19 protein-coding genes are annotated in these 20,029 nt (G+C 59.3%); 12 read left to right on the top strand and 7 right to left on the bottom strand.

The annotated features are described in order from the left end of the window. The 5 genes from aroB to WMO20_RS09135 all read right to left on the bottom strand — a co-directional run bounded on the left by aroB (nt 1) and on the right by WMO20_RS09135 (nt 4,164). Nucleotides 1-1,044 carry a 3-dehydroquinate synthase gene (aroB, locus tag WMO20_RS09155; protein ID WP_112091408.1) on the bottom strand — a complete coding sequence of 348 codons (1,044 nt, stop codon included), beginning with the start codon at nt 1,042-1,044 and terminating at the stop codon, nt 1-3. Next, on the bottom strand, nt 1,041-2,111 hold the full coding sequence (locus WMO20_RS09150; RefSeq protein WP_349186577.1) for a bifunctional chorismate mutase/prephenate dehydratase: 1,071 nt from the start codon (nt 2,109-2,111) through the stop codon (nt 1,041-1,043). The genes aroB and WMO20_RS09150 overlap by 4 nt, the downstream gene beginning before the upstream one ends. 357 nt (nt 2,112-2,468) lie before the next feature. Then, complete coding sequence (locus tag WMO20_RS09145) at nt 2,469-2,639, bottom strand: hypothetical protein (protein ID WP_181573081.1); 171 nt, start codon at nt 2,637-2,639, stop codon at nt 2,469-2,471. Between the two features lie 2 nt (nt 2,640-2,641). Continuing rightward, complete coding sequence (locus WMO20_RS09140) at nt 2,642-3,394, bottom strand: hypothetical protein (protein ID WP_349186574.1); 753 nt, start codon at nt 3,392-3,394, stop codon at nt 2,642-2,644. Nucleotides 3,395-3,435: 41 nt separating this feature from the next. Beyond that, the gene (locus WMO20_RS09135; RefSeq protein WP_349186573.1) at nt 3,436-4,164 is read right to left on the bottom strand and encodes a lysophospholipid acyltransferase family protein; all 729 of its coding nucleotides are present in this window, start codon (nt 4,162-4,164) and stop codon (nt 3,436-3,438) included. Between the two features lie 218 nt (nt 4,165-4,382). Between WMO20_RS09135 and WMO20_RS09130 the strand changes: the two genes are divergently transcribed. The 12 genes from WMO20_RS09130 (at nt 4,383) to WMO20_RS09075 (ending at nt 18,231) form a co-directional block, all read left to right on the top strand. Then, entirely contained in the window at nt 4,383-5,222 is an 840-nt protein-coding gene (locus WMO20_RS09130) for a DUF624 domain-containing protein (protein WP_256265941.1), read from the top strand. 31 nt (nt 5,223-5,253) lie between these two features. Then, nucleotides 5,254-6,633, top strand: a complete 1,380-nt coding sequence (locus WMO20_RS09125) for a hypothetical protein (RefSeq protein ID WP_349186572.1) — start codon at nt 5,254-5,256, stop codon at nt 6,631-6,633. Between the two features lie 39 nt (nt 6,634-6,672). Beyond that, nucleotides 6,673-7,275, top strand: coding sequence for a cytidylate kinase-like family protein (locus WMO20_RS09120; protein WP_055186304.1), 603 nt, complete (start codon nt 6,673-6,675; stop codon nt 7,273-7,275). An 83-nt stretch (nt 7,276-7,358) separates the two neighbouring features. Further along, nucleotides 7,359-8,744 carry an MATE family efflux transporter gene (locus WMO20_RS09115; RefSeq protein ID WP_349186571.1) on the top strand — a complete coding sequence of 462 codons (1,386 nt, stop codon included), beginning with the start codon at nt 7,359-7,361 and terminating at the stop codon, nt 8,742-8,744. 46 nt (nt 8,745-8,790) lie between these two features. After that, the gene (locus tag WMO20_RS09110; RefSeq protein WP_316545352.1) at nt 8,791-9,495 is read left to right on the top strand and encodes an HdeD family acid-resistance protein; all 705 of its coding nucleotides are present in this window, start codon (nt 8,791-8,793) and stop codon (nt 9,493-9,495) included. 255 nt (nt 9,496-9,750) lie between these two features. Continuing rightward, the gene (locus WMO20_RS09105; protein WP_005921675.1) at nt 9,751-11,157 is read left to right on the top strand and encodes an NAD(P)/FAD-dependent oxidoreductase; all 1,407 of its coding nucleotides are present in this window, start codon (nt 9,751-9,753) and stop codon (nt 11,155-11,157) included. 175 nt (nt 11,158-11,332) lie between these two features. After that, entirely contained in the window at nt 11,333-11,512 is a 180-nt protein-coding gene (locus tag WMO20_RS09100) for a Rid family hydrolase (protein ID WP_349186569.1), read from the top strand. 37 nt (nt 11,513-11,549) lie between these two features. Further along, the gene (locus WMO20_RS09095; protein WP_349186567.1) at nt 11,550-12,875 is read left to right on the top strand and encodes an L-cysteine desulfidase family protein; all 1,326 of its coding nucleotides are present in this window, start codon (nt 11,550-11,552) and stop codon (nt 12,873-12,875) included. A 52-nt stretch (nt 12,876-12,927) separates the two neighbouring features. Next, nucleotides 12,928-14,124, top strand: a complete 1,197-nt coding sequence (locus tag WMO20_RS09090; protein WP_349186566.1) for a dicarboxylate/amino acid:cation symporter — start codon at nt 12,928-12,930, stop codon at nt 14,122-14,124. 231 nt (nt 14,125-14,355) lie between these two features. Further along, nucleotides 14,356-15,540: a cation diffusion facilitator family transporter gene (locus WMO20_RS09085; protein WP_349186565.1), complete on the top strand. Its 1,185-nt coding sequence runs from the start codon at nt 14,356-14,358 to the stop codon at nt 15,538-15,540. Nucleotides 15,541-15,771: 231 nt separating this feature from the next. Then, nucleotides 15,772-16,959, top strand: a complete 1,188-nt coding sequence (locus WMO20_RS09080; protein WP_349186564.1) for a pyridoxal phosphate-dependent aminotransferase — start codon at nt 15,772-15,774, stop codon at nt 16,957-16,959. A gap of 60 nt (nt 16,960-17,019) precedes the next feature. Next, nucleotides 17,020-18,231, top strand: coding sequence for an NADP-dependent isocitrate dehydrogenase (locus WMO20_RS09075; RefSeq protein WP_349186563.1), 1,212 nt, complete (start codon nt 17,020-17,022; stop codon nt 18,229-18,231). A 92-nt stretch (nt 18,232-18,323) separates the two neighbouring features. Here WMO20_RS09075 and WMO20_RS09070 read toward each other — a convergent pair whose 3' ends face one another. Continuing rightward, on the bottom strand, nt 18,324-18,926 hold the full coding sequence (locus tag WMO20_RS09070) for a Type 1 glutamine amidotransferase-like domain-containing protein (RefSeq protein WP_316545362.1): 603 nt from the start codon (nt 18,924-18,926) through the stop codon (nt 18,324-18,326). Nucleotides 18,927-19,066: 140 nt separating this feature from the next. Continuing rightward, nucleotides 19,067-19,822: a type I 3-dehydroquinate dehydratase gene (aroD, locus tag WMO20_RS09065; protein WP_349186560.1), complete on the bottom strand. Its 756-nt coding sequence runs from the start codon at nt 19,820-19,822 to the stop codon at nt 19,067-19,069. Between the last annotated feature and the right edge of the window lie 207 nt (nt 19,823-20,029).

The following is a 20,029-nucleotide window of genomic DNA, read 5'->3' as shown; positions in this document are numbered from 1 at the left end:
TCAGTCCTCCATGCCCAGCAGCGGGCGCAGCCCCTCCACAGGGATGGTCTCGGCGCGCCAGCAGCCAAGGCCGGGCACCTTGATGATGGTGATCTGCCCGCCCTGTGCTTTTTTGTCGTGCAGCATCTCAGCCAGTACCTTTTCCTTATCGTAGGCGGTGCGGGTGGGCAGGCCTAAGCGGCGGTACACGCCGCGCACCCGCTTTTGCAGCGCCTTGGATTCGATCATGGGCAGCATTCCCAGCGCCACGCACTCGCCGTGGAACAGGCCGGTGGTGCGGCGTCCCTTGATGCCCTTCACGGCTTCGATGCCGTGGCCGATGGTGTGGCCGAAGTTCAGCGCTTTGCGCATACCCTGCTCGGTCTCGTCCTGCTCCACGATGCTCTTTTTAAAGCGCAGGCTGCGGCAGATGATCTCGCCGATGCGGTCGTCCACGTCCTCTTTTTCAAAGATGGAGAACAGCTCCGGGTCAGCCAAGAGACCTGCCTTGACGGCCTCGGCCAGACCGTTGATGAAGTGGCGGCGGGGCAGGGTGGACAGGGTGTCCGGGTCCACGATGACCAGCTTGGGTTGCCAGAAAGCACCTACGATGTTTTTGGTGTCGCCAAGATCCACGGCGGTCTTGCCGCCGATGGAGGAATCGATCATGGAAAGGGTGGTGGTGGGGCAGTTGATAAAATCAATGCCGCGCATATAGATGGAAGCGGCAAACCCGGCAAGGTCGCCCACCACGCCGCCGCCCACGGCTACCACAAGGTCGCCGCGCCCCATGCCGAAGTCCAGCATCTGCCGCAGCACAGTTTCCAGAATTTTAAAGCTCTTGCTGGCTTCGCCCTGCGGCACGGTGATGATGGTGGCGTCCTTGCACTGGTCAGCTACCATCTGTGCGTACTGTGCGGGCACACCGCTGTCGGTGACCACCGCCACCCGGCGGTCCAGCCGGGCGAACTGGTACAGGTTTTCCAGCGAGCCGCGCTTGACGATGATGTCGTAGCTGCGCTCGCCCAGATTCATGGTCAGCTTGGTTCCGATAAAATCACTCATTTTGTATACACTCCTAACAGCCGCACCGTCCGGCAGGTGCGGTCAAGCTCGCGCAGCAGCGCGGCGGTCTCGCCGGCGGCGGCATCGCCCACCAGCTCTACGTAAAAATAATATTCAAAGGGGACGTGCGGCATGGGGCGGCTCTTGATGGACTCCATATTGAAGCCGCTGGCACCGATGACCTGAATCACCTCCGCCAGTTTGCCGGGCTTGTTGTCCACCGTGAACAGCAGCGAGAACCGGTTGCCCGCCGTGGGCTTTTCGCGGCTGAGCACGATGAACCGGGTGGTGTTGTCGCCGTCGGTGTTGATGTTGGGCACCAGAATTTCCAGCCCGTACAGCGCGGCAGTCTCGGCGCTGGCAATGGCGGCCTTTGTCGCATCGCCGCTTTCTGCCACGAACTTTGCGGCCATAGCGGTGTTGGCCATGGCGGTGGCGGGCAGACGGAACTGCTTTAAAAAGGTCTCGCTCTGGGCGATGGCCTGCTGGTGGCTGTACACCGTGCGCAGCTGGGAAAGCTGGGTGCCCGGCAGCACCAGAAGATTCTGGGAGATGGGCAGGTCGTACACATCCACCACCCACAGCTCCGGGTGGTTATAACACAGGTCCAGCACGGCGGAAACGTCCCCGGCGTGGCTGTTTTCAAAGGGTACTACGCCGTGAGCGGCTTCGCCCGCGGCAACGGCCTCGAATACCTCGTCCCACGTGGAATAGCTCACGGCTTCGGCGTGGGGGAACAGCGCCTTGAGGGCGATGTGGGCAAACGCCCCCTCCACTCCCTGATAGGCGGCGCGATTACGTCCCAGCACAGCGGCTTCGTATTGCTTGGCAAGATCCATCAGGTGCTGGACATGGTCTTTATAGTAAGGGCGCAGCGCGGGCTGCTGAATGCGGGCTGCGGCCTTTTCCAGCACGGCGGCCTCCCGGGCGGCATCGTAGATGGGCAGGCCGTGCGCCCGCTTATATTCGGCCACCTGTAAAACAGCAGCCATCCGGCGCTCGAACAGCGCAGCCAGCTGCGCATCCACCGTGTCGATCTCGGCACGGGCTTGTTCCAGTGCGTCCATGGGGGTCACATCCTTTTTGGTCGGTTTTTGCGGGGATACCTAGTAAGTATACCATAACCGGGACAGGGAAACAACAAACCGCCCTCCATTTGAGGGTGGAGAAAATTTCAAATCAGCCATGGGTAAAAAGACGAAAATAGAAAACAGAAACGCACCCACAGTCCGTTTTTGCGCCCTGAAAAGCAGGGAAAACGAACGGTGGGTGCGTTGAAACAGAACTCCCTCAGTCAAAACCTGACGGTTTTGACAGCTCCCTCTGGGAGGGAGCCTCTGGCGAGAAAGCAAACTTTACCTCTTTGCCAAAGGCCCCATCTCCGAGGGGGCTGGCATCGCGCAGCGATGACTGGGGGAGTTCAACTATTTATTCTTCAAAATATCCTCCCAGCTGCGGGCTTTGCCGTAATAGCGCCCGTAGGGGTTATCAAGGTCTGCGGCGCGGGGGACAGGCGGCGCGGGCGGCTGGGGCTTGGGAGTACGGTCAAAGGTGAACCGGGCAGCGGGGCCGCCGGCTTTGATGCGGAAGCGCATCTTTAATGCCCCTCCCCGGCGGTGGAAACCGCCCCGGCGGTCAGGCTTGCCCAAAGGGGCTCGCTGTTTTCCAGCAGGGAAGCGGATTCCTTCAGCCATGCGCCCCGGATGCCGATATAGTAATCTGCCAGCAGCTGCTGGCTGTCGCCGCTGGCGCTCTGCACCGCGTCCGAGGTGTAGCTGCCCAGCTCCATCCCGGTCAGCACCGGGCAGTCCGTCCAGCGGTAGACCATGTTCCACCAGTCGCTGTCGGCATCGGACTTGGGCAGATGGCCGTCCAGATACCGCAACGTGCCGGTGGTCTGCTGGAAGCCAGCGGGGTCATACAGGATAAAGATGGAGCTGAGGGAGCTCTGGATATCGGTGGAAAGCTTGGTGGTGCCCGCCATATCCAGATAGGCGTCCGAGTCCTCACTGTTGAAGGCCATGGTGTATTGGTTCAGCTTCACCACCACCTTGCCATCGCCGTTGCAGTCCTCGCCATAGGCGGCAAGCTGCTGCTGCAGGGCGGTGACGGTGGCTTCGGGCAGGTAGTGGGGGCTGACCACCGCCACGTTGTAATCCGGGTGGGTGGTCAGGAAATACTGCCCGATAAAGCAGTACGCCACGAACGCACCCGCAATGCCGAAGATGAGCACCCATTTCAGGTTGTAGTCCCACCAGTTTGCCCAGCGCTCCTTGCGGCTGTACTGCCGCTGTTTGCGGGGCTTGAGGTCCTTGGGGTCGATGTCGCGTTCGTAACGGTAGCTTGCCATAAAATAGTTCTCCTGTGTGATGAAACGGGCGGGAAAGGCTGTTACTTCAGTGCAGCCAGAATGCTCTGGCGCACGGCATCGGGCAGCTGCTTCTGCTCGGCCTTGCTCATGCCGGCGGTCTGGATGGGGGGCATGATCTTGATGCGCACACTGCCCGGGCGGCAGCGGTTGCCGTTAGTCTCAAACAGGGCGCGGGCACCGGTCACAGCCACCGGCACCACCGGGGCACTTGTCTTGACCGCAATGCGGAAAGCACCGGCCTTGAACTCGCCTGCGCCGCCCTCTTCGCCCTTGTAGCGGGTGCCCTCGGGGAAGATGACAAAGCTGCGGCCGCCCTCCACGATGGCGGTGGCATCGTTCAGCGCCCGCACCGAGGCGCGCACATCGTCACGCTGCACGAACACGCAGCCCAGCAGCTTCATCCAGCGGTTGAGCAGGGGGATCTTTTCCAGCTCCTCCTTGGCAAGGATGCCGTGGGGCTTTTCCAGCCCGGCCAGCAGCAAGGGGATGTCGTAGTAGCTGCGGTGGTTCGCCACAAACACGCAGGGGCGGTCTTTGGGGATGTTCTCCAGCCCTTCCACGGACAGGGACACACCGGTCACCTTTAAAATGCCCCGGCTCCAGCGGGGGATATGCTGGTTCACGATCTGCTCCACGGTGGCGGTATCTCCGGCGGCTGCGGCGCGCTCGGCGCGGCGCAGAATGCTGTAATGCAGGATCATGTACCCGAACAGATAAATAAACATCGCAATGGTGCGAAGAATGCTCATAATAGTTTCCTCCTATTGCAAAAAATGCCATTGTCATTGTAGCACACTTTGCACAAAAAAGGGAGAGATAAATATTTTTTTACAATTAGCCCCGGTTGTATCTTGCAAAGTTGACAAAATACAGGTATATTTATATCTGTAAAGTTAGCACAATGGCACTTTCCAGACAAAACGCCTGCGGTGCCGGTTAAAAACGTAAGAGAGGTACCGCAGTTACTATGGGTCTTTTTCCTTCTGCCAATGATTTCAAGGCCGGAAAGGGTGTCGAAAAGGACGCCCCCCGCAAGACCGGCATCGGCCGCTTTTTTGAGCTTGTAGGCCGTGATATGAACGGGATGTTCCTTGCAAACCTGCTGACCTGCATCGGGTTTGCACCGGTCATCTGTCTGGTGTACATCGGCTTTTTGCAGAACAGCCTGCCGGTGATGCTGGGCAGCGCCGCCGTAGGCGGTCTGCTGGCGGGCCCGGCACTGGCAGGAATGTACGATACCGTCCTGCGCGCACTGCGCGACGAGGCGGGCTATTGGTGGGTGACCTACCGCAAGGCGTTCAAGCGCAACTTTAAAGCCAGCCTTGCGCCGGGCGTGCTGTACACCGTGGTGGTCACGCTGCAGATCTTCCTCGTCTATTTCTGCTTCAATATGCTGTACCACGGCACGAACGTGGGCATCCCGCTGTGGGTGGCTACGGTGCTCAATCTGGTGCTGTTCCAGATGCTGTTTGCCTATATGTGGCCGCAGGTGGTGCTGCTGGATCAGCCTTTGAGCCTGACTTTGAAAAACAGCATCAACTGCATGATCGCCTTTCTGCCCCACGCACTGGCTGCCGCCATCGTGCAGGTGCTGTTCTGGGGCGTGGTGATCCTGTGTATGCCGCTGGGGCTTTTGCTGATGCTGATCTTCGGTTTCTGGTTCGTCACCGAGGTGTCCTGCCAGATCGTGTACGGTGATATCGACCGGGTGTTCCACATCGAGGAGAACATCCGCAAAATGAAGGACGCCGAGCTGGAAGCCGCCCTCAAGGAGGACTACGCCGACGACGACACCCCGGAAGAATAAGCGATAAAACTGCGGAAAGGAGCGATGTCCCATGGAACAACGGAATAATCTTGTGCTGCAGGGGACAGAGACCTTTTCCCGCGGGCAGCTGGACAACGTTGCGCTGGAAAATGGCGCACTGGTGCTGGACAGCGTGGCAGGGCGCAGCCTTTTGTACGGCAGCTACACCACCCCGGAGTTTGCCATGCCGGCCTTCTGCAACCTGAACGTCAGCTGGAACGCCCACGCACCCCGGGACACCATGGTGGAGGTGCGCTGCCGGGTATATGCGGCAGGGGCGTGGACGGGCTGGATGAGCTTTGGCAAGTGGGCACCGGATTATCCCCGGTGCAGCGTGTCCAGCCACAGCGAGGACGGCATGATCTTTTTGATGGGCGATACCGTCACGGTAGCTGCCCCGGGCGGCGGCACCGGCGTGCAGCTGCAGGTGAACCTTTCCACCAACAACGATAAAGTCACCCCGGCGGTGCGTCTGCTGGCGGCGGCGGTGCGCCCCCTTGCGTGGGAAAAGCACAACGGCCACCCGCTGAACCGGCGGCTCTATCTGCCGGAATACTGCCTTTCCGCCCACGACCCCAGCTTTGGGCGGGAGATGGATCTGCCGCTGGTCATGGCGGCGCTGATGAACCGCTGGGGCGAGGATATCCTGCCGGAAGAAGTGGCCTACGCCATGGAGGACGGCAGCACCCGCTCTACCGGCAACACCGCCTTTGCTGCGGCCGCCGCAGGCTGCTGCGGCTATCCCTGCTGGCAGGCATGGATGGACCTTGCCGACCTGCGGGAGCAGATCCACGACGGCTGCTCGGTGGCAGTGCAGGTGGAGCGGCGGGTGCGCGGCCAGCGCGACCCGACGCGGCTGTGGATGGGGCTGCGCGGCTTTGGCCACGATGACGCCGTAATGGCAGATTTTGTGCTGCTGAACGACCCCACCGCCGATACTGACGGCGCAGTGAACTGCACCATGGCGCTGGTGGATTTTATGCGTTACTTTACCGGCAAAGCCATTGCCCTGCGGCCAAAGCAGCGGGAGGCTGAGGCCGACCGTCCCCGGCGGCTGCGCTGCGAGCTGCACGCCGGCACCCAGCCGGGCACTTACTACTTTGAGCGGAGGGGAGAGCCCGCAGACCTGCCGGAGGATTTTTCCGGCTGGATCGCCTGCGCGCCCCACGATGGCGTGGCGCACGCCACCACCGCCCACCGCACCTTTTTGCGCTGTACCCGCACCGAGGACGGCGGGGTACAGTTCCCGCCGGAGCTGCTGGCCGCAGGCGGGCGCTACAGTGTGTATGCAGTGGACCAGACCGGCACCATGCGGGTAGCAGAGGTACGGCTGCCGAAGCCGAAGCCCGCGCCCGCGAGCACAGAACCCCAAGCCAGCGGCCAGACCGGGGACGCCCCGGCACAGCCGTAAGCTTTTTCAGGGCGATATATGAAACAGGAGGAACACATTATGGCAAAGACGATCATCACTTTGGGCCGTGAGTACTGCACCGGCGGACGCTACATCGCAGAGGACGTGGCAAATGCACTGGGCATCAAGCTTTACGACAAGGAGCTGATCACCATGGCAGCAAAGAACTCCGGCTTGTCGGAGGAGGCTGTTGCCGCCAGCGAGAAACGGCATACCCACAGCCTGCTGTACAGCCTGTACACCATGGGCAACGAGCTGCCGCTGGGCGATCAGGTGTTCATTCTGCAGAGCCGTATCATCAAGCAGCTGGCTGAGGAAGGCCCCTGCGTGATCCTTGGCCGCTGCGGTGACTACGTCCTGCGGGAGCGCAAGGATGTGCTGCGGGTGTTCGTGTATGCACCCAAGGAGTGGCGCCTGCAGTACGCCAAGACCAACCCTCTGGTAAAGGCCAAGGACGAAAAGGGCATCAAGGACGAGGTGGAAAAGACCGACCGCAACCGCTCGGCCTACTACAACTACTATACCCAGAACCGCTGGGGCGATGCCCACAACTACGATCTGGCCATCAACGCCGCCCTTGGCCGCGAGACCTGCGTGAAGATGATCCTGGACGCAGCCGCCGCAAAGGAAAAGACGCTGTGACCCCCGGCCAGACCCAATAAACAACGACAGAACGTGGGCAGGGCGCTTCTGCGCCCTGCCCACGTTTCCGGCAAGGAGAAATCGTGAAAACAAATCAATCGCAGACCGCACCCGCCGAGGTGCGGGAAAACATCATGGGCACCATGGAGATCAACCCGCTTTTGCTCAAGCTCAGCATCCCGATGATGATCTCCATGCTGGTGCAGGCGCTGTACAACGTGGTGGATTCGGTGTTCGTGTCCCATGTCAGCGAGAGCGCCCTTACCGCCGTATCGCTGGCGTTTTCATTGCAGAATGTCATGATCGCCGTAGGCGTGGGCACCGGCGTGGGCGTGAACGCCCTGCTGAGCAAGAGCCTTGGCGAAAAGAACCAGAGCCGTGCCAACGCCACCGCAGAAAACGGCATCTTCCTTTCCCTGTGCAGCTTTGCGGTGTTTTTTGTCATCGGCCTTACCTGCATGAAGCCCTACTTCTACGCCCAGACCAGTGACCCCGTCATCGCGCAGCAGGGCATCCGGTATCTTTCGGTGTGCTGCATCTTCAGTCTGGGTATTTTCACCCAGACCATGGGCGAAAAGCTGCTGGCGGCCACCGGCCGCACCCAGCTGAGCATGATCAGCCAGCTGGTGGGTGCCGTGGTCAACATCGTTCTGGACCCCATCTTCATCTTCGGCTACTGCGGGCAGGCGCTGTCCGGCACCACCGGCGCGGCGGTGGCTACAGTCATCGGCCAGTTCTGCGGTGCAGGCATGACCTTGTACTTCAACACCCGCAAAAACCCGGATATCCAGATCAGCTTCAAGGGCTTCCGTCCCAGCGCCAAGGCCATTGGCCGCATCTACACCGTGGGTCTGCCCAGCATCGCCATGCAGTGCGTGGGCAGCCTGATGACCTTTGGCATGAACCTGATCCTGATGGCCTTCTCCGCTACGGCGGTGGCGGTGTTCGGCGTCTACTTCAAGCTGCAAAGCTTCGTGTTCATGCCCATTTTCGGCCTGAACAACGGCATGGTGCCCATCATCAGCTACAACTATGGTGCCCGCAGACCGGATCGCGTGAAAAAGACCATCAAGCTGTCGGTGTGCTACGCCGAAGGCATCATGCTGGCGGGCTTCTGCATCTTCCAGTTCGCACCCGGGCTGGTGCTGAGCATCTTTGCCGCCAGCGACGCCATGCTGGCCATCGGCATCCCGGCCATGCGCATCATCTGCCTGCACTTTTTGCTGGCGGGCGTCAGCATCGTGCTCAGCTCGGTGTTTCAGGCGCTGGGCAACGGCGTTTTCAGCCTGATCGTTTCGGTCTGCCGCCAGCTGTTCGTGCTGCTGCCGGCAGCGTGGCTGCTGGCACAGACCGGCAGCGTCAACAATGTCTGGTGGGCCTTCCTCATTGCGGAAGTCGTCAGCATCCTGATGAGCCTGGCCTTCTATGCCCGTATCAACAAAACCACCATCGCACCCCTGTACCACTGACCCGGGTGCGGGCAGCGGCCCTGCAAACGAAAGGAACGTGATCTCTATGGTAAAAAAGCTGAAGTGGAACCTGATCCTCATGAGCCTGCTGTATGTCGGACTGGGCATTTTTCTGGTCATGAAGCCCGGCACGGCGCTGAACATCGTCTGCTATGCGCTGGGCGGCGTGGTGTTGGCCTGCGCAGCGGTGCAGCTGATCCGCTACTTTGTGGTGGAGCGCGGGGTGTTCCAGAGCCAGCTTACCCTGATCTCCGGCCTTGTCTGCCTTGCACTGGGCGTTTTTCTGCTGCTGCGCAGCGATATCGTGGTAAGCATTTTGCCCATCGTGTTCGGCCTGTTCGTCATCTTTGACGCCATTGGCCGGGTGCAGAACGCTTTGGACCTGCGCCGCTGCGGCTACGACAGCTGGAAGGGCTTTCTGCTGCTGCCGGTGCTCAGCGTGGTGCTGGGCGTCATCCTGATCGCAAACCCCTTCGGTGCCATGGAAACGCTGGTGATGGCCATCGGCGTCATCCTGATCGTGGAAGGTGCCATCAACCTGCTCAGCGCTCTGTATACCGTGCTGGCCGTGCGCCGCTTTGCAAAGCTGCACCCGGAGACCCAGTCCGTGCTGGAATCCATCACCGGCGAGGATCTGAACGGCGACGGCGTTGTCGCCCCGGATGTGGCTCATGCTGACGCGGAAGCCACCGCCGTGGAACTGGATCATGTGGACGAGAGCGCCACCGTGGAACAGGAGGAGCGGGAGTAAAGGGAAACGACCTCGCCCTCTCCGTCACCTACGGTGACACACTCCCCCTTTTGTCGCTGCGCGACATCTTCCCCCGGCGCGGGGGAAGTCTTTCCTCAAAGGGAGAGGCCTTGGCAAAGAGATGAAGTTTGCGTGGACTGCCAAGGGCTCCCACTTTGGGGGAGCTGGCAAAGCCGACAGGCTTTGACTGAGAGGGCGAGCACGTTGCCCAAAAGCATAAACAAGCAAATCTATAACAGGAAAAGGAACAAAATCATGGAAAAGTACGATCTGATCATCGTGGGTGCGGGCCCTGCCGGCATCTTTACCGCTGTGGAGCTGCTGCGTCACGGCAGCAAAAAGAAGATGCTGCTGGTGGAAAAGGGCAAGCCGGTGGAAAAGCGCCACTGCCCCAAGGCAGAGGTAGGCCACTGCGTCAACTGCCGCCCCACCTGCGCCATCACCACCGGCTTTTCCGGTGCGGGCGCGTTTTCGGACGGCAAGCTGAGCCTTTCCTACGAGGTGGGCGGCGACCTGCCCACCCTCATTGGAGAGGAATTTGCGCAGGAGCTCATCGACTACACCGATAAAATTTATCTGGAGTTCGGCGCCGACCCCCATGTGGAGGGCATCTACACCGGTGAGGACATCAAGGAGATCCGCAAAAACGCCATCCACGCGGGTCTGAAGCTGGTGGATTGCCCCATCCGTCATCTGGGCACTGAGAAGGCGCAGGAGCTGTATCTTGCCATCCAGAACTATCTGGCAGACAACGGCGTGGAGATGCGCTTCAATACCGAGTGCGAGAACATCATTCTGGAAGAGGAAGGCTGCAAGGGCGTTCTGCTGAAGGACGGCGACAGCCTGCTGCCCGTGTACGCGGACGAGGTGGTCATCGGCACCGGACGCCGCGGCGCAGACTGGCTGGAAAAGCTCTGCGCAGAGCACCACATCGCCCACAAGCCCGGCACCGTGGACATCGGTGTACGCGTGGAGTGCCGCAACGAGGTGATGGAAAAGGTGAACAAGGTGCTGTATGAGTCCAAGCTCATCGGCTACCCGAAGCCTTGGAAGAACAAGGTGCGCACCTTCTGCCAGAACCCCGGCGGCTTTGTGGCGCAGGAGAATTACGACAACGACCTTGCGGTGGTCAACGGCCACAGCTTCAAGGAAAAGAAGAGCCCGAACACCAACCTTGCCATTTTGGTGTCCCACAACTTTACCGAGCCCTTCAACCAGCCCATCGCCTACGCACAGAAGGTGGGCGAGCTGACCAATATGCTGGGCGCAGGCCACATCATGGTGCAGCGCTACGGCGATATTCTGGACGGCAAACGCACGTGGCAGAAGGAGCTGGCACAGTCCAACGTGAAGCCCACGCTGAAGGACGCCGTAGCCGGTGATATCACCGCCGCCATGCCCTACCGCGCCATGACCAACATCATCGAGTTCATCAAGATGCTGGACATGGTGGTGCCCGGCTTTGCCGCCAACGAGACGCTGCTGTACAGCCCGGAGCTGAAGTTCTACTCCAACAAGGTGAAGATGGACGAGAACCTTGACACCAACATTCAGGGTCTGCACTGTCTGGGCGACTCCTCCGGCTGGACGCGCGGACTGATGATGGCCTCGGTCATGGGCGTGCTGATGGGCCGCAAGCTGGCTGAAAAAGAAGGCTGCTAAAAATAAACGCAAGCCCGGAAGGTTGCAGACCTTCCGGGCTTGCGCTGTTGAGGAATGTCACTTCAGTTTGCTCAGGTAGCGGTAAATGGTGGCTTCCGAGGAGCCTAGCTGGGCGGCAACCTCGCTGACTGCATAGTCCCTCAAGAACATCCAGGCCATTCTGGCACAGCAGGAGATGACACTGGCCAATGTGGTCAAAACTACGGTGTTTCTGGCGGATATCAACGATTTTGCAGAGATGAACAAGGTGTACGGCGAGTATTTTGCGCAGCCCTACCCCGCGCGCAGCGCGGTGCAGGTGGGCAAGCTGCCCAAGGGCGCTCCGCTGGAGATCGAGTGCATTGCTGTAAAGTAAGTTCCCCCGCACGGGAAGAAAAGAAACGGTGAACCAAATGGATAAACAGATGTTCGTTCGCATCCTGAACAGTGAGATGGAGCTGGCTACGGGCTGTACGGAGCCCGGCGCAGTTGCTCTCACCGCCGCAGAGGCGGGCGCAGCACTCCGCAAGGCAGGCGGCACACGGGTAGAAGCCGTGACCGTCCGCGCCAGCATCAACATTATCAAAAACGCCATGTCGGCGGGCATTCCGGGCACCTCGTATCAGGGCATGGATTACGCCGCCGCCATTGGTGCCGTAGGCGGCGACCCCGTCCACCTGCTGGAGGTCATGAACTATGTGCCCCGGGAGCAGATGGAAGAAGCCGCAGCCCTTGTCGGGGCAGGCAAGGTCAGGGTAGAGGTGGCACAGGTGCCGCAGAAGCTCTACATTGAGGTGCTTGTCACTTCTGACGGCCACACCGGCCGCGCGGTGGTGCGGGACCTGCACACCAACGTGGTGCTGGTGGAGCAGGACGGCGTAGCTACGCTGGACAAGCAGCACACCGACTCTGCCGCCGCCGGGGACAGCGATGTGGTGACCCCGGAGCAGATCGCAGAATTTCTGACCGTCCGCTCCATCTGGGATTACTGCACGGAGGAGCTGGACCCCCTGCACGACCCCATCGACATCATCCGCAGCGCCGTACAGGTGAACACGACCATCAGCGACGAGGGTCTTGCCAAGGAATACGGCCTTGCCATTGGACGCAATCTGGAGCTGAACTGCCGCAAGGGTCTGATGACCCGCGACCTGACCACCAACGCCATGGTCGCTGCTTCTGCCGGTGCGGACGCCCGCATGGCAGGCGCGCCGGTGTCGGTGGTGGCAAACTCCGGCAGCGGCAATCAGGGCATTACGGCTACCATGCCTGTCGTAGCTACTGCCCGCTGGCTGGACATCGACGAGGAGAAGATGCTCCGCGCCGTGACCCTTTCCAACCTGATCGCAATCCGCATCAAGGCTAAGTTTGGCCGCCTGAGCAACCTTTGCGGTGCAACCGTAGCCGCCACCGGCGCAGCCTGCGGCATTGCCTACCTGCTGGGCGGCGGCTACCACGAGGTATGCTGCACCATCCAGAACATGGTGGGCAACATCACCGGCATGGTATGCGATGGTGCAAAGGCCGACTGTGCGCTGAAGATCTCCACCTGCGTCAACGCCGCCTGTCAGGCAGCTGCCATGGGTGTGCGCGGCGTGCGGGTGCAGAGCACCGATGGCATCGTGGAGCACAATGTGGAATATACGCTGGACAACTTTGCCACTCTGAGTACCCACGGCACCAGCGACAGCGTGATCCTTGATCTGATGCTGAACAAACACCTCCCGGAGACGGAATAAGTCTCCCCACCTAGCCCCCTTTCCGGGGCAAAAAGAAAGAGGTACTGAAGTTATGAAAAAGCTATTCAATAGTCTGCCCTTCCGGCTTTTGCTGGGCATTCTTGTTGGTATCATCCTTGGCCAGCTGTTCAACGAGAGCACCATGGGCGTTGTGGTGACCCTGCAGTACATCATGGGTCAGCTCATTACCTTCTGTGTGCCGCTGATCATCATCGGCTTCATTGCTCCGTCCATTACAAAGCTGGGCAAAAACGCCTCCCGCCTGCTGGCAGTGGCCATCGTCATCGCGTATGTGTCCTCTGTCTGCGCAGCCTTCATGAGCATGGGCGCCGGCTACGGCCTGATCCCCCACCTGTCCATCGACAACAATGTTGCCGGTCTGCGCGAGCTGCCGGGTGTCGTCTTTGAGCTGAACATTCCCCAGATCATGAGCGTTATGAGCGCTCTGGTGCTGAGCGTTCTGGTGGGTCTGGCTGCTACCTGGACCAACAGCAAGCTGACCTGCGACTTTTTGGCCGAGTTCCAGAACATCGTGCTGGACATCGTGAGCAAGGTCATCATCCCCGTGCTGCCCTTCTACATTGCCGCTACCTTCTGCGGCCTGAGCTACGAGGGCACCATCACCCATCAGCTGCCCGCCTTCCTGCAGATCATCGTCATCGTCATGGCCGGTCACTATATCTGGCTGGCTGTGCTGTACCTGCTGGCCGGTGCTTACTCCGGCAAGAACCCCTGGGAAGTGCTGCGTCACTACGGCCCCGCTTACCTGACCGCTGTCGGTACCATGTCCAGTGCTGCTACGCTGGGTGTGGCGCTGGAGTGCGCCCGCAAGAGCAAGGTCCTGCGTAAGGACATGGTCAGCTTCGGCATCCCCCTGTTTGCAAACATCCACCTGTGCGGCTCTGTGCTGACCGAGGTGTTCTTCTGCATGACCGTTTCCAAGATCCTGTACGGCAAGCTGCCCAGCGTTGGCACCATGATCCTGTTCTGCCTGTTGCTCGGCATCTTCGCTATCGGCGCACCCGGCGTGCCCGGCGGCACTGTCATGGCTTCTCTGGGTCTGATCACCGGTGTTTTGATGTTCGACAACGCCGGTACGGCTCTGATGCTGGCCATCTTCGCCCTGCAGGACAGCTTCGGCACCGCCTGCAACGTGACCGGTGACGGCGCGCTGACCCTGATGCTGACCGGCTACGCCGAGAAGCACGGCATCGCTGATACCGGCGACCTCGAAAGCCCGATCCTGTGATAAAAAACTGAGCACTCCTCCTTAATTACAAGAGACTGTGAACAGACAGTCCCAAAATCTCCGAAAAGCCCCGGCGACCGCATGGCCGCCGGGGCTTTTTGTGCGGCAACCCGGTTTGATATCCGGCGTAATGGGATGAAATTTTTGAAACGCCTTTAAAACCATAAAGTAAAATGCTATACTAGAAGGACATTGGGTGCGCTGAAAATGCGCAGCCTGAAAGGAGCTTTTATGACGCAGCTTTTGATCCGTCTGTTTATACGCCGTCCCAATTCTCCGCAGGATTCCCGCGTCCGTGCCGCCTACGGCAATCTGGCCAGTGTGGTGGGCATGGTGTGCAATATCCTGCTCTGTCTGGGCAAGTTTGTGGTGGGCACCCTGTTCGGCTCGATCGCCATCACTGCCGATGCACTGAATAACCTTTCGGATGCTTCCTCCAATATCGTCAGTCTGGTGGGTTTTAAGCTGGCCGCCAAGGCACCGGATGCTGAGCATCCCTACGGCCACGCCCGTTTTGAGTATCTGGCGGGGCTGGTGGTCAGCGTGACCATTCTGGGTATCGGCTTTTCCCTGCTGAAGGAGTCGGTCACCAAGGCGCTGCACCCCACCCCGGTGCAGTTCGGCTGGCTGACCGTGGCGGTGCTGGTGGTGTCCATTCTGGTCAAGCTGTGGATGAGCGGCTTCAACCGCACCATTGGCCGCATTATTGCTTCGGAGACCCTTATTGCCACCGCCGCCGACAGCCGCAACGACGTGCTGAGCACCGCTGCCGTGCTGGTGGCTGCCATCCTCTGCCGTGTGACCGGCTGGGACGTGCTGGACGGCCTGATGGGCGTGGGCGTGGCAGTGTTTATCCTGATCTCCGGCTGGGGGCTGGTGATGGATACCCTGAGCCCGCTGCTGGGTGAAAGCCCCAGCGAGGATCTGGTGGAGCATATCGAACAGACTGTGATGGGTTATCCCGGCGTGCTGGGCGTACATGATTTGATGGTGCACGACTACGGCCCCGGCCATCAGTTTGCGTCCATCCATGTGGAGCTGCCCGCCGAGCAGGACCCGCTGGAAGCGCACGACCTGATCGACAACATCGAGCGGGACTTTATGAAGCACGACCATCTGATGGTGACCATCCACTATGACCCCATCGTCACCTCGGACGCCGCCGTGGGGGTGCTGCGCAGCCGCCTGACCGAAAAGCTGCGTCAGCTGGACCCGGCGCTCTCACTGCACGACCTGCGCATCGTGCCGGGCAAGACCCACACCAATGTGCTTTTTGATCTGGTGCTCCCGGCGGGCTATGCCGGGGACAAGGTGGAACTGCTGACCCAGATGGAACAGTTCATCAAGGCACAGGACCCCGCCTACAACTGCATTATCAAGCTGGAACAGAGCTATACGGCTGCGGCTCATAAATGAGGGGGAGCCGCCCCGCACGGGCTTTGCGATATAAGGCAATACCGCATAATTCTAAGTGCCGATACGGCGAGTGAGGTGCGGCAGATGCTAAGCCAAAAGCACAGATAATACTTTGTGTATTATCGAGCATTTTGGCAACGCAGATGCCGTGCCGCAGCCGCCGGAGTGGTGCTTAAGCCGTAAGGCGGAAATTGTGCGGTGTTGCCATAAGGAAAGCAGAGGGAAAGTAGTATGCTGAACGAAACCTACCGCGCCATGCTGAACAACAAAAGCGTCATCCGCGAGACCTTCATGTATGGCAGACAGCGTGCTGCCCAGATCGGCAGCGAGAATGTGTTCGATTATTCACTGGGCAACCCCAGCGTGCCCTGCCCGCCGGAGTTTACCGAAGCCATGCAGACCCTGCTGGCACAGGAAGAGCCGGTAAGCCTGCACGGCTATTGCCCCAGTCAGGGCGACCCGGGCTTCCGCACCGCTGTGGCGGCGCATCTGACCGAGACCTTCGGCCTGCCCTACGCGCAAAAGCACATCTTCCCCACAACCGGCGCGGCGGGTGCCATCGCCCACGCCATCCGGGCGGTGACCCAGCCCGGGGACGAGGTGCTGACCTTTGCACCTTACTTCCCGGAGTACGGCCCCTATGTGGCGGGCACCGGCGCAGTGCTGCGGGTGGTGCCGCCGCAGGAACCCACCTTCCAGCCCAATCTGGATGCCTTTGCACAGATGCTGACCGAAAAGGTCACCTGCGTGCTCATCAACACCCCCAACAACCCCACCGGCGTGGTCTACTCTGCCGATACCCTGACCCGCATGGCGGCGATTCTGACCGAAAAAAGCGCCCAGTACGGACACAATATCTTCTTGGTCAGTGACGAGCCCTACCGGGACATCGTGTTTGACGGCAAGACCGTGCCTTACCCGGCGGCGTTCTACCCCCACACCCTGACCTGCTTCTCCTACTCCAAGAGCCTGAGCCTGCCCGGCGAGCGTCTGGGCTATGTGGCGGTGCGCCCGGGGTGCGAGGGGGAGGACATCCTTGTGGACATGATGAGCCAGATCTCCCGCTTTACCGGCCACAACTGCCCGCCCAGCATCATCCAGCGGGCGGTCAACCGCTGCCAGAAGGTGACCAGCGACCTTTCAGTCTACCAGACCAACATGGAGCTGCTGTACCAGAAGCTCACCGCGCTGGGCTTTGAAGTGGAGCGCCCGGGAGGCACCTTCTATATCTTTCCCAAGGCACTGGAAGAGGATGCTAACGCCTTCTGCCGGAAAGCCCGGGAGTTCGACCTGCTGCTGGTGCCCAGCGACAGCTTTGGGGTAAAGGGCTATGTGCGCCTTGCCTACTGCATCGACACCGAAAAGGTAAAGCGCAGCCTGCCCGCCTTTGAAAAGCTGGCAGCCGCCTACCGCAAATAACCGGAACGCCCCGACCCGGGGCATAAAATACACAACCGATAGAGGAAAGGGAACCCTGCTATGGAAAAGATCAAGATGACGACCCCGCTGGTGGAGATGGACGGCGACGAGATGACCCGCATCCTGTGGAAGATGATCAAGGACGAGCTGATCCTCCCCTTTGTGGATCTTAAGACCGAGTACTACGATCTGGGTCTGCCCAACCGCGATGCCACCGCAGATCGGGTGACCATGGATGCCGCCCTCGCCAACAAGAAGTATGGGGTGTCGGTCAAGTGCGCCACCATCACCCCCAACGCTCAGCGCGTGGAGGAGTACAAGCTGCACGAGATGTGGAAGAGCCCCAACGGCACCATCCGCGCCGTGCTGGACGGCACTGTGTTCCGCGCACCCATTATGATCGACAGCATCCATCCGGTGGTCAAGAACTGGAAAAAGCCCATCACCATCGCCCGTCACGCCTACGGCGATGTGTATAAGTGCACCGAGTTCCGCATTCCCGGTGCAGGCAAGGCAGAGCTGGTGTTCACCGGCGCAGACGGCAGCCAGCAGCGCGCCACCGTCTTTGACTTTGAGGGTGCCGGTGTGCTGCAGGGGCAGTACAACAAGGATGATTCCATCCGCAGCTTTGCCCGCAGCTGCTTCAATTACGCACTGGACGTGAAGCAGGATCTGTGGTTCGGCGCAAAGGATACCATCTCCAAGAAGTACGACCACACCTTCAAGGACATCTTCCAGGAGACTTACGATGCCGAGTACAAGGAAAAGTTTGAAGCTGCCGGCATCACCTATTTCTACAGCCTGATCGACGATATCGTGGCGCGCGTCATCCGCAGCGAGGGCGGCTTTGTCTGGGCGTGCAAGAACTACGATGGCGATGTGATGAGCGATATGGTCTCCACCGCCTTTGGCTCGCTGGCCATGATGACCAGCGTGCTGGTCAGCCCGGACGGAAAGTACGAGTACGAAGCCGCCCACGGCACCGTCACCCGCCATTATTATAAGTATCTGAAGGGCGAAAAGACCTCCACCAACCCCATGGCCACCATCTTTGCATGGTCGGGCGCATTCAAGAAGCGCGGCGAGCTGGACAACCTGCCGGAGCTGGTGCACTTTGGCGAAGCACTGGAAGCCGCAAGCCTGCAGACCCTGAACGAGGGCATCATGACCAAGGACCTGTGCGGTCTGGCAGAGGGCATCACCCCCACCGCTGTGGACAGCGAGGGCTTCATCAAGGCCATCCGTGAGCGTCTGGAAGCCAAGCTGGCATAAAAAGATTTTCAATATAACATAAAAACCGGAACGATCCACCCGAAAAAGGGAAGATCGTTCCGGTTTATGTTTTAGGCAGGATGTGCGACAAATTAGTCTTTGCAAATAACCTTTGAACCTTCACCATCAATTACAATTCCCTGACGGTTGTTAATTGGGCATAGATTCAAATCTGAAAACTCAGTCATTATTTTCTCGGTAACTTTCTTAAATGGTGCTGTAAGATAATGCGGAAGAACATAGAAATCAATCAAATCAAGCCCTGCATCATCTTCTTGTGAGTAGTCCTCCGGCTTTTCATCCATTTGCTCGATATATTGGATGCTTGGAGCGCATATAATCGCACCTGCCGATTCACCAATCATCAGTTTTCCCTTTGCCAATTCTTTCTTCAACAGCTCATCCGTTCCCGTTTTACGGAGCTGGTCTATAAGGAAAAAAGAATTTCCGCCGGTAAAATATATCACATCCGCATCTTCAAAAACAGACTGTATCGTTGAATAAGTCTCCGCTGAAATATCAATTTCAGTTACGATTGCTCCCAACTTTTTGAATAATTTTCGAGCCGAGCCGACATAACCGGTGTAGCCTTCACGCAGCGAAGCTGTTGGAATAAATGCGACTTTTTTATTTTCAATTTCTTCCTTTATCAGACTTCCTACGCTTGAAAAGTGCGAACATAAAAACAGTTTCATCAATATTCTCCTTTATATATAAATTCGCGTTTGCAAGCGCGCAGCGCAGCAATGAAAGCCCCAGTGGGGCTTTTAAGCGACGGAGCGGTCTTGCGCAGCAAGATGGAGGGGCTTTGCCCCGACAAGTTCCGATTTGTTGGTTACAAATGTAGTGCATCCAGCACTTCATTTACGATGTCCAGTGATACCTGCCCCGGTGCGCTGGCCTGCCCGGGGTTTGCAAAGGTCATGGCAGAGCCGAAGGCCTCCCCAGCCAGACGGCTCACCGCGCCCAGCGCCCCCATGCTCATGGTAATGACCGGCGTTTCCGGGTGAAGGTCGGCCATTTCGGCAGTGGCAGCCAGCAGCTCCAGTACATCGGTGCGGCACTGGGGCATTACAGCCAGCTTGGGCAGGTCGGCTCCGGCCTGCTGCATCTGCACCATGCGACAGACGAGCTCTGCCCGTGGCGGGGTCTTGGCAAAATCATGGCTGGAGCACACCACTGCAACTCCAGCGGAATGCGCCTGTTCCACCAGCTTGGGTAGGTCTGCCCCGGCGGTGAAGAACTCGATGTCCAGTAGGTCGGCGCAGTCGGTATCGAGGATCAGGCGCAGAAAGGCAAGGTATTCGGGATGGGAGAGCGCCTGCTCACCGCCCTCTGCCTTGGTGCGGAAGGTCACCAGCAGAAGCTTGTCCCGCAGGGCGACCCGCAGCTTCTGTATGCAGCGGGCGATGGCAGCAGGGGACTGAAAGCCCTCGAACCAGTCCGCCCGCCATTCCACACAATCGGCCGGCAACGTTGAAAACTGCACGGCCTTTTCCAGAATAGCGGCTTCGGTGCGCTCCACAATGGGCAGAATGACCTTGGGGCGGCCCTCCCCGATGCGGCAGCCGCGGATGTTGACACAGGACATGGTGCTTCTCCTTTATATAATAAGTATAGCTACCCTATACAGGATACTGGAATGACTCCATAATACGTTTTGCCCGCCGCCTTGTCAAGAAAAGACGGTTATTATAATAGGAGAAAAACAGGAGCTTTTTCCCCGCGCAAAGAAATTGGAAAAAACTTGTCAAAAAGTGTTGACAAGCGCCCCGGGGTGTGGTATTATACTTGAGCG

Origin of the sequence: Faecalibacterium intestinale, from assembly GCF_040096575.1 — a bacterium.
Taxonomy (GTDB): Bacteria; Bacillota; Clostridia; order Oscillospirales; family Ruminococcaceae; genus Faecalibacterium; species Faecalibacterium intestinale.
Note: the sequence above shows the minus strand (reverse complement) of the source record. Positions and strands in the feature narration are given on the sequence as shown.

Coding starts and splice junctions, on each gene's coding strand:
- aroB (WP_112091408.1), bottom strand. CDS start 1,044: ATGAGTGATTTTATCGGAACCAAGCTGACCATGAATCTGGGCGAGCGC.
- WMO20_RS09150 (WP_349186577.1), bottom strand. CDS start 2,111: ATGGACGCACTGGAACAAGCCCGTGCCGAGATCGACACGGTGGATGCG.
- WMO20_RS09145 (WP_181573081.1), bottom strand. CDS start 2,639: ATGCGCTTCCGCATCAAAGCCGGCGGCCCCGCTGCCCGGTTCACCTTT.
- WMO20_RS09140 (WP_349186574.1), bottom strand. CDS start 3,394: ATGGCAAGCTACCGTTACGAACGCGACATCGACCCCAAGGACCTCAAG.
- WMO20_RS09135 (WP_349186573.1), bottom strand. CDS start 4,164: ATGAGCATTCTTCGCACCATTGCGATGTTTATTTATCTGTTCGGGTAC.
- WMO20_RS09130 (WP_256265941.1), top strand. CDS start 4,383: ATGGGTCTTTTTCCTTCTGCCAATGATTTCAAGGCCGGAAAGGGTGTC.
- WMO20_RS09125 (WP_349186572.1), top strand. CDS start 5,254: ATGGAACAACGGAATAATCTTGTGCTGCAGGGGACAGAGACCTTTTCC.
- WMO20_RS09120 (WP_055186304.1), top strand. CDS start 6,673: ATGGCAAAGACGATCATCACTTTGGGCCGTGAGTACTGCACCGGCGGA.
- WMO20_RS09110 (WP_316545352.1), top strand. CDS start 8,791: ATGGTAAAAAAGCTGAAGTGGAACCTGATCCTCATGAGCCTGCTGTAT.
- WMO20_RS09105 (WP_005921675.1), top strand. CDS start 9,751: ATGGAAAAGTACGATCTGATCATCGTGGGTGCGGGCCCTGCCGGCATC.
- WMO20_RS09100 (WP_349186569.1), top strand. CDS start 11,333: ATGACACTGGCCAATGTGGTCAAAACTACGGTGTTTCTGGCGGATATC.
- WMO20_RS09095 (WP_349186567.1), top strand. CDS start 11,550: ATGGATAAACAGATGTTCGTTCGCATCCTGAACAGTGAGATGGAGCTG.
- WMO20_RS09090 (WP_349186566.1), top strand. CDS start 12,928: ATGAAAAAGCTATTCAATAGTCTGCCCTTCCGGCTTTTGCTGGGCATT.
- WMO20_RS09085 (WP_349186565.1), top strand. CDS start 14,356: ATGACGCAGCTTTTGATCCGTCTGTTTATACGCCGTCCCAATTCTCCG.
- WMO20_RS09080 (WP_349186564.1), top strand. CDS start 15,772: ATGCTGAACGAAACCTACCGCGCCATGCTGAACAACAAAAGCGTCATC.
- WMO20_RS09075 (WP_349186563.1), top strand. CDS start 17,020: ATGGAAAAGATCAAGATGACGACCCCGCTGGTGGAGATGGACGGCGAC.
- WMO20_RS09070 (WP_316545362.1), bottom strand. CDS start 18,926: ATGAAACTGTTTTTATGTTCGCACTTTTCAAGCGTAGGAAGTCTGATA.
- aroD (WP_349186560.1), bottom strand. CDS start 19,822: ATGTCCTGTGTCAACATCCGCGGCTGCCGCATCGGGGAGGGCCGCCCC.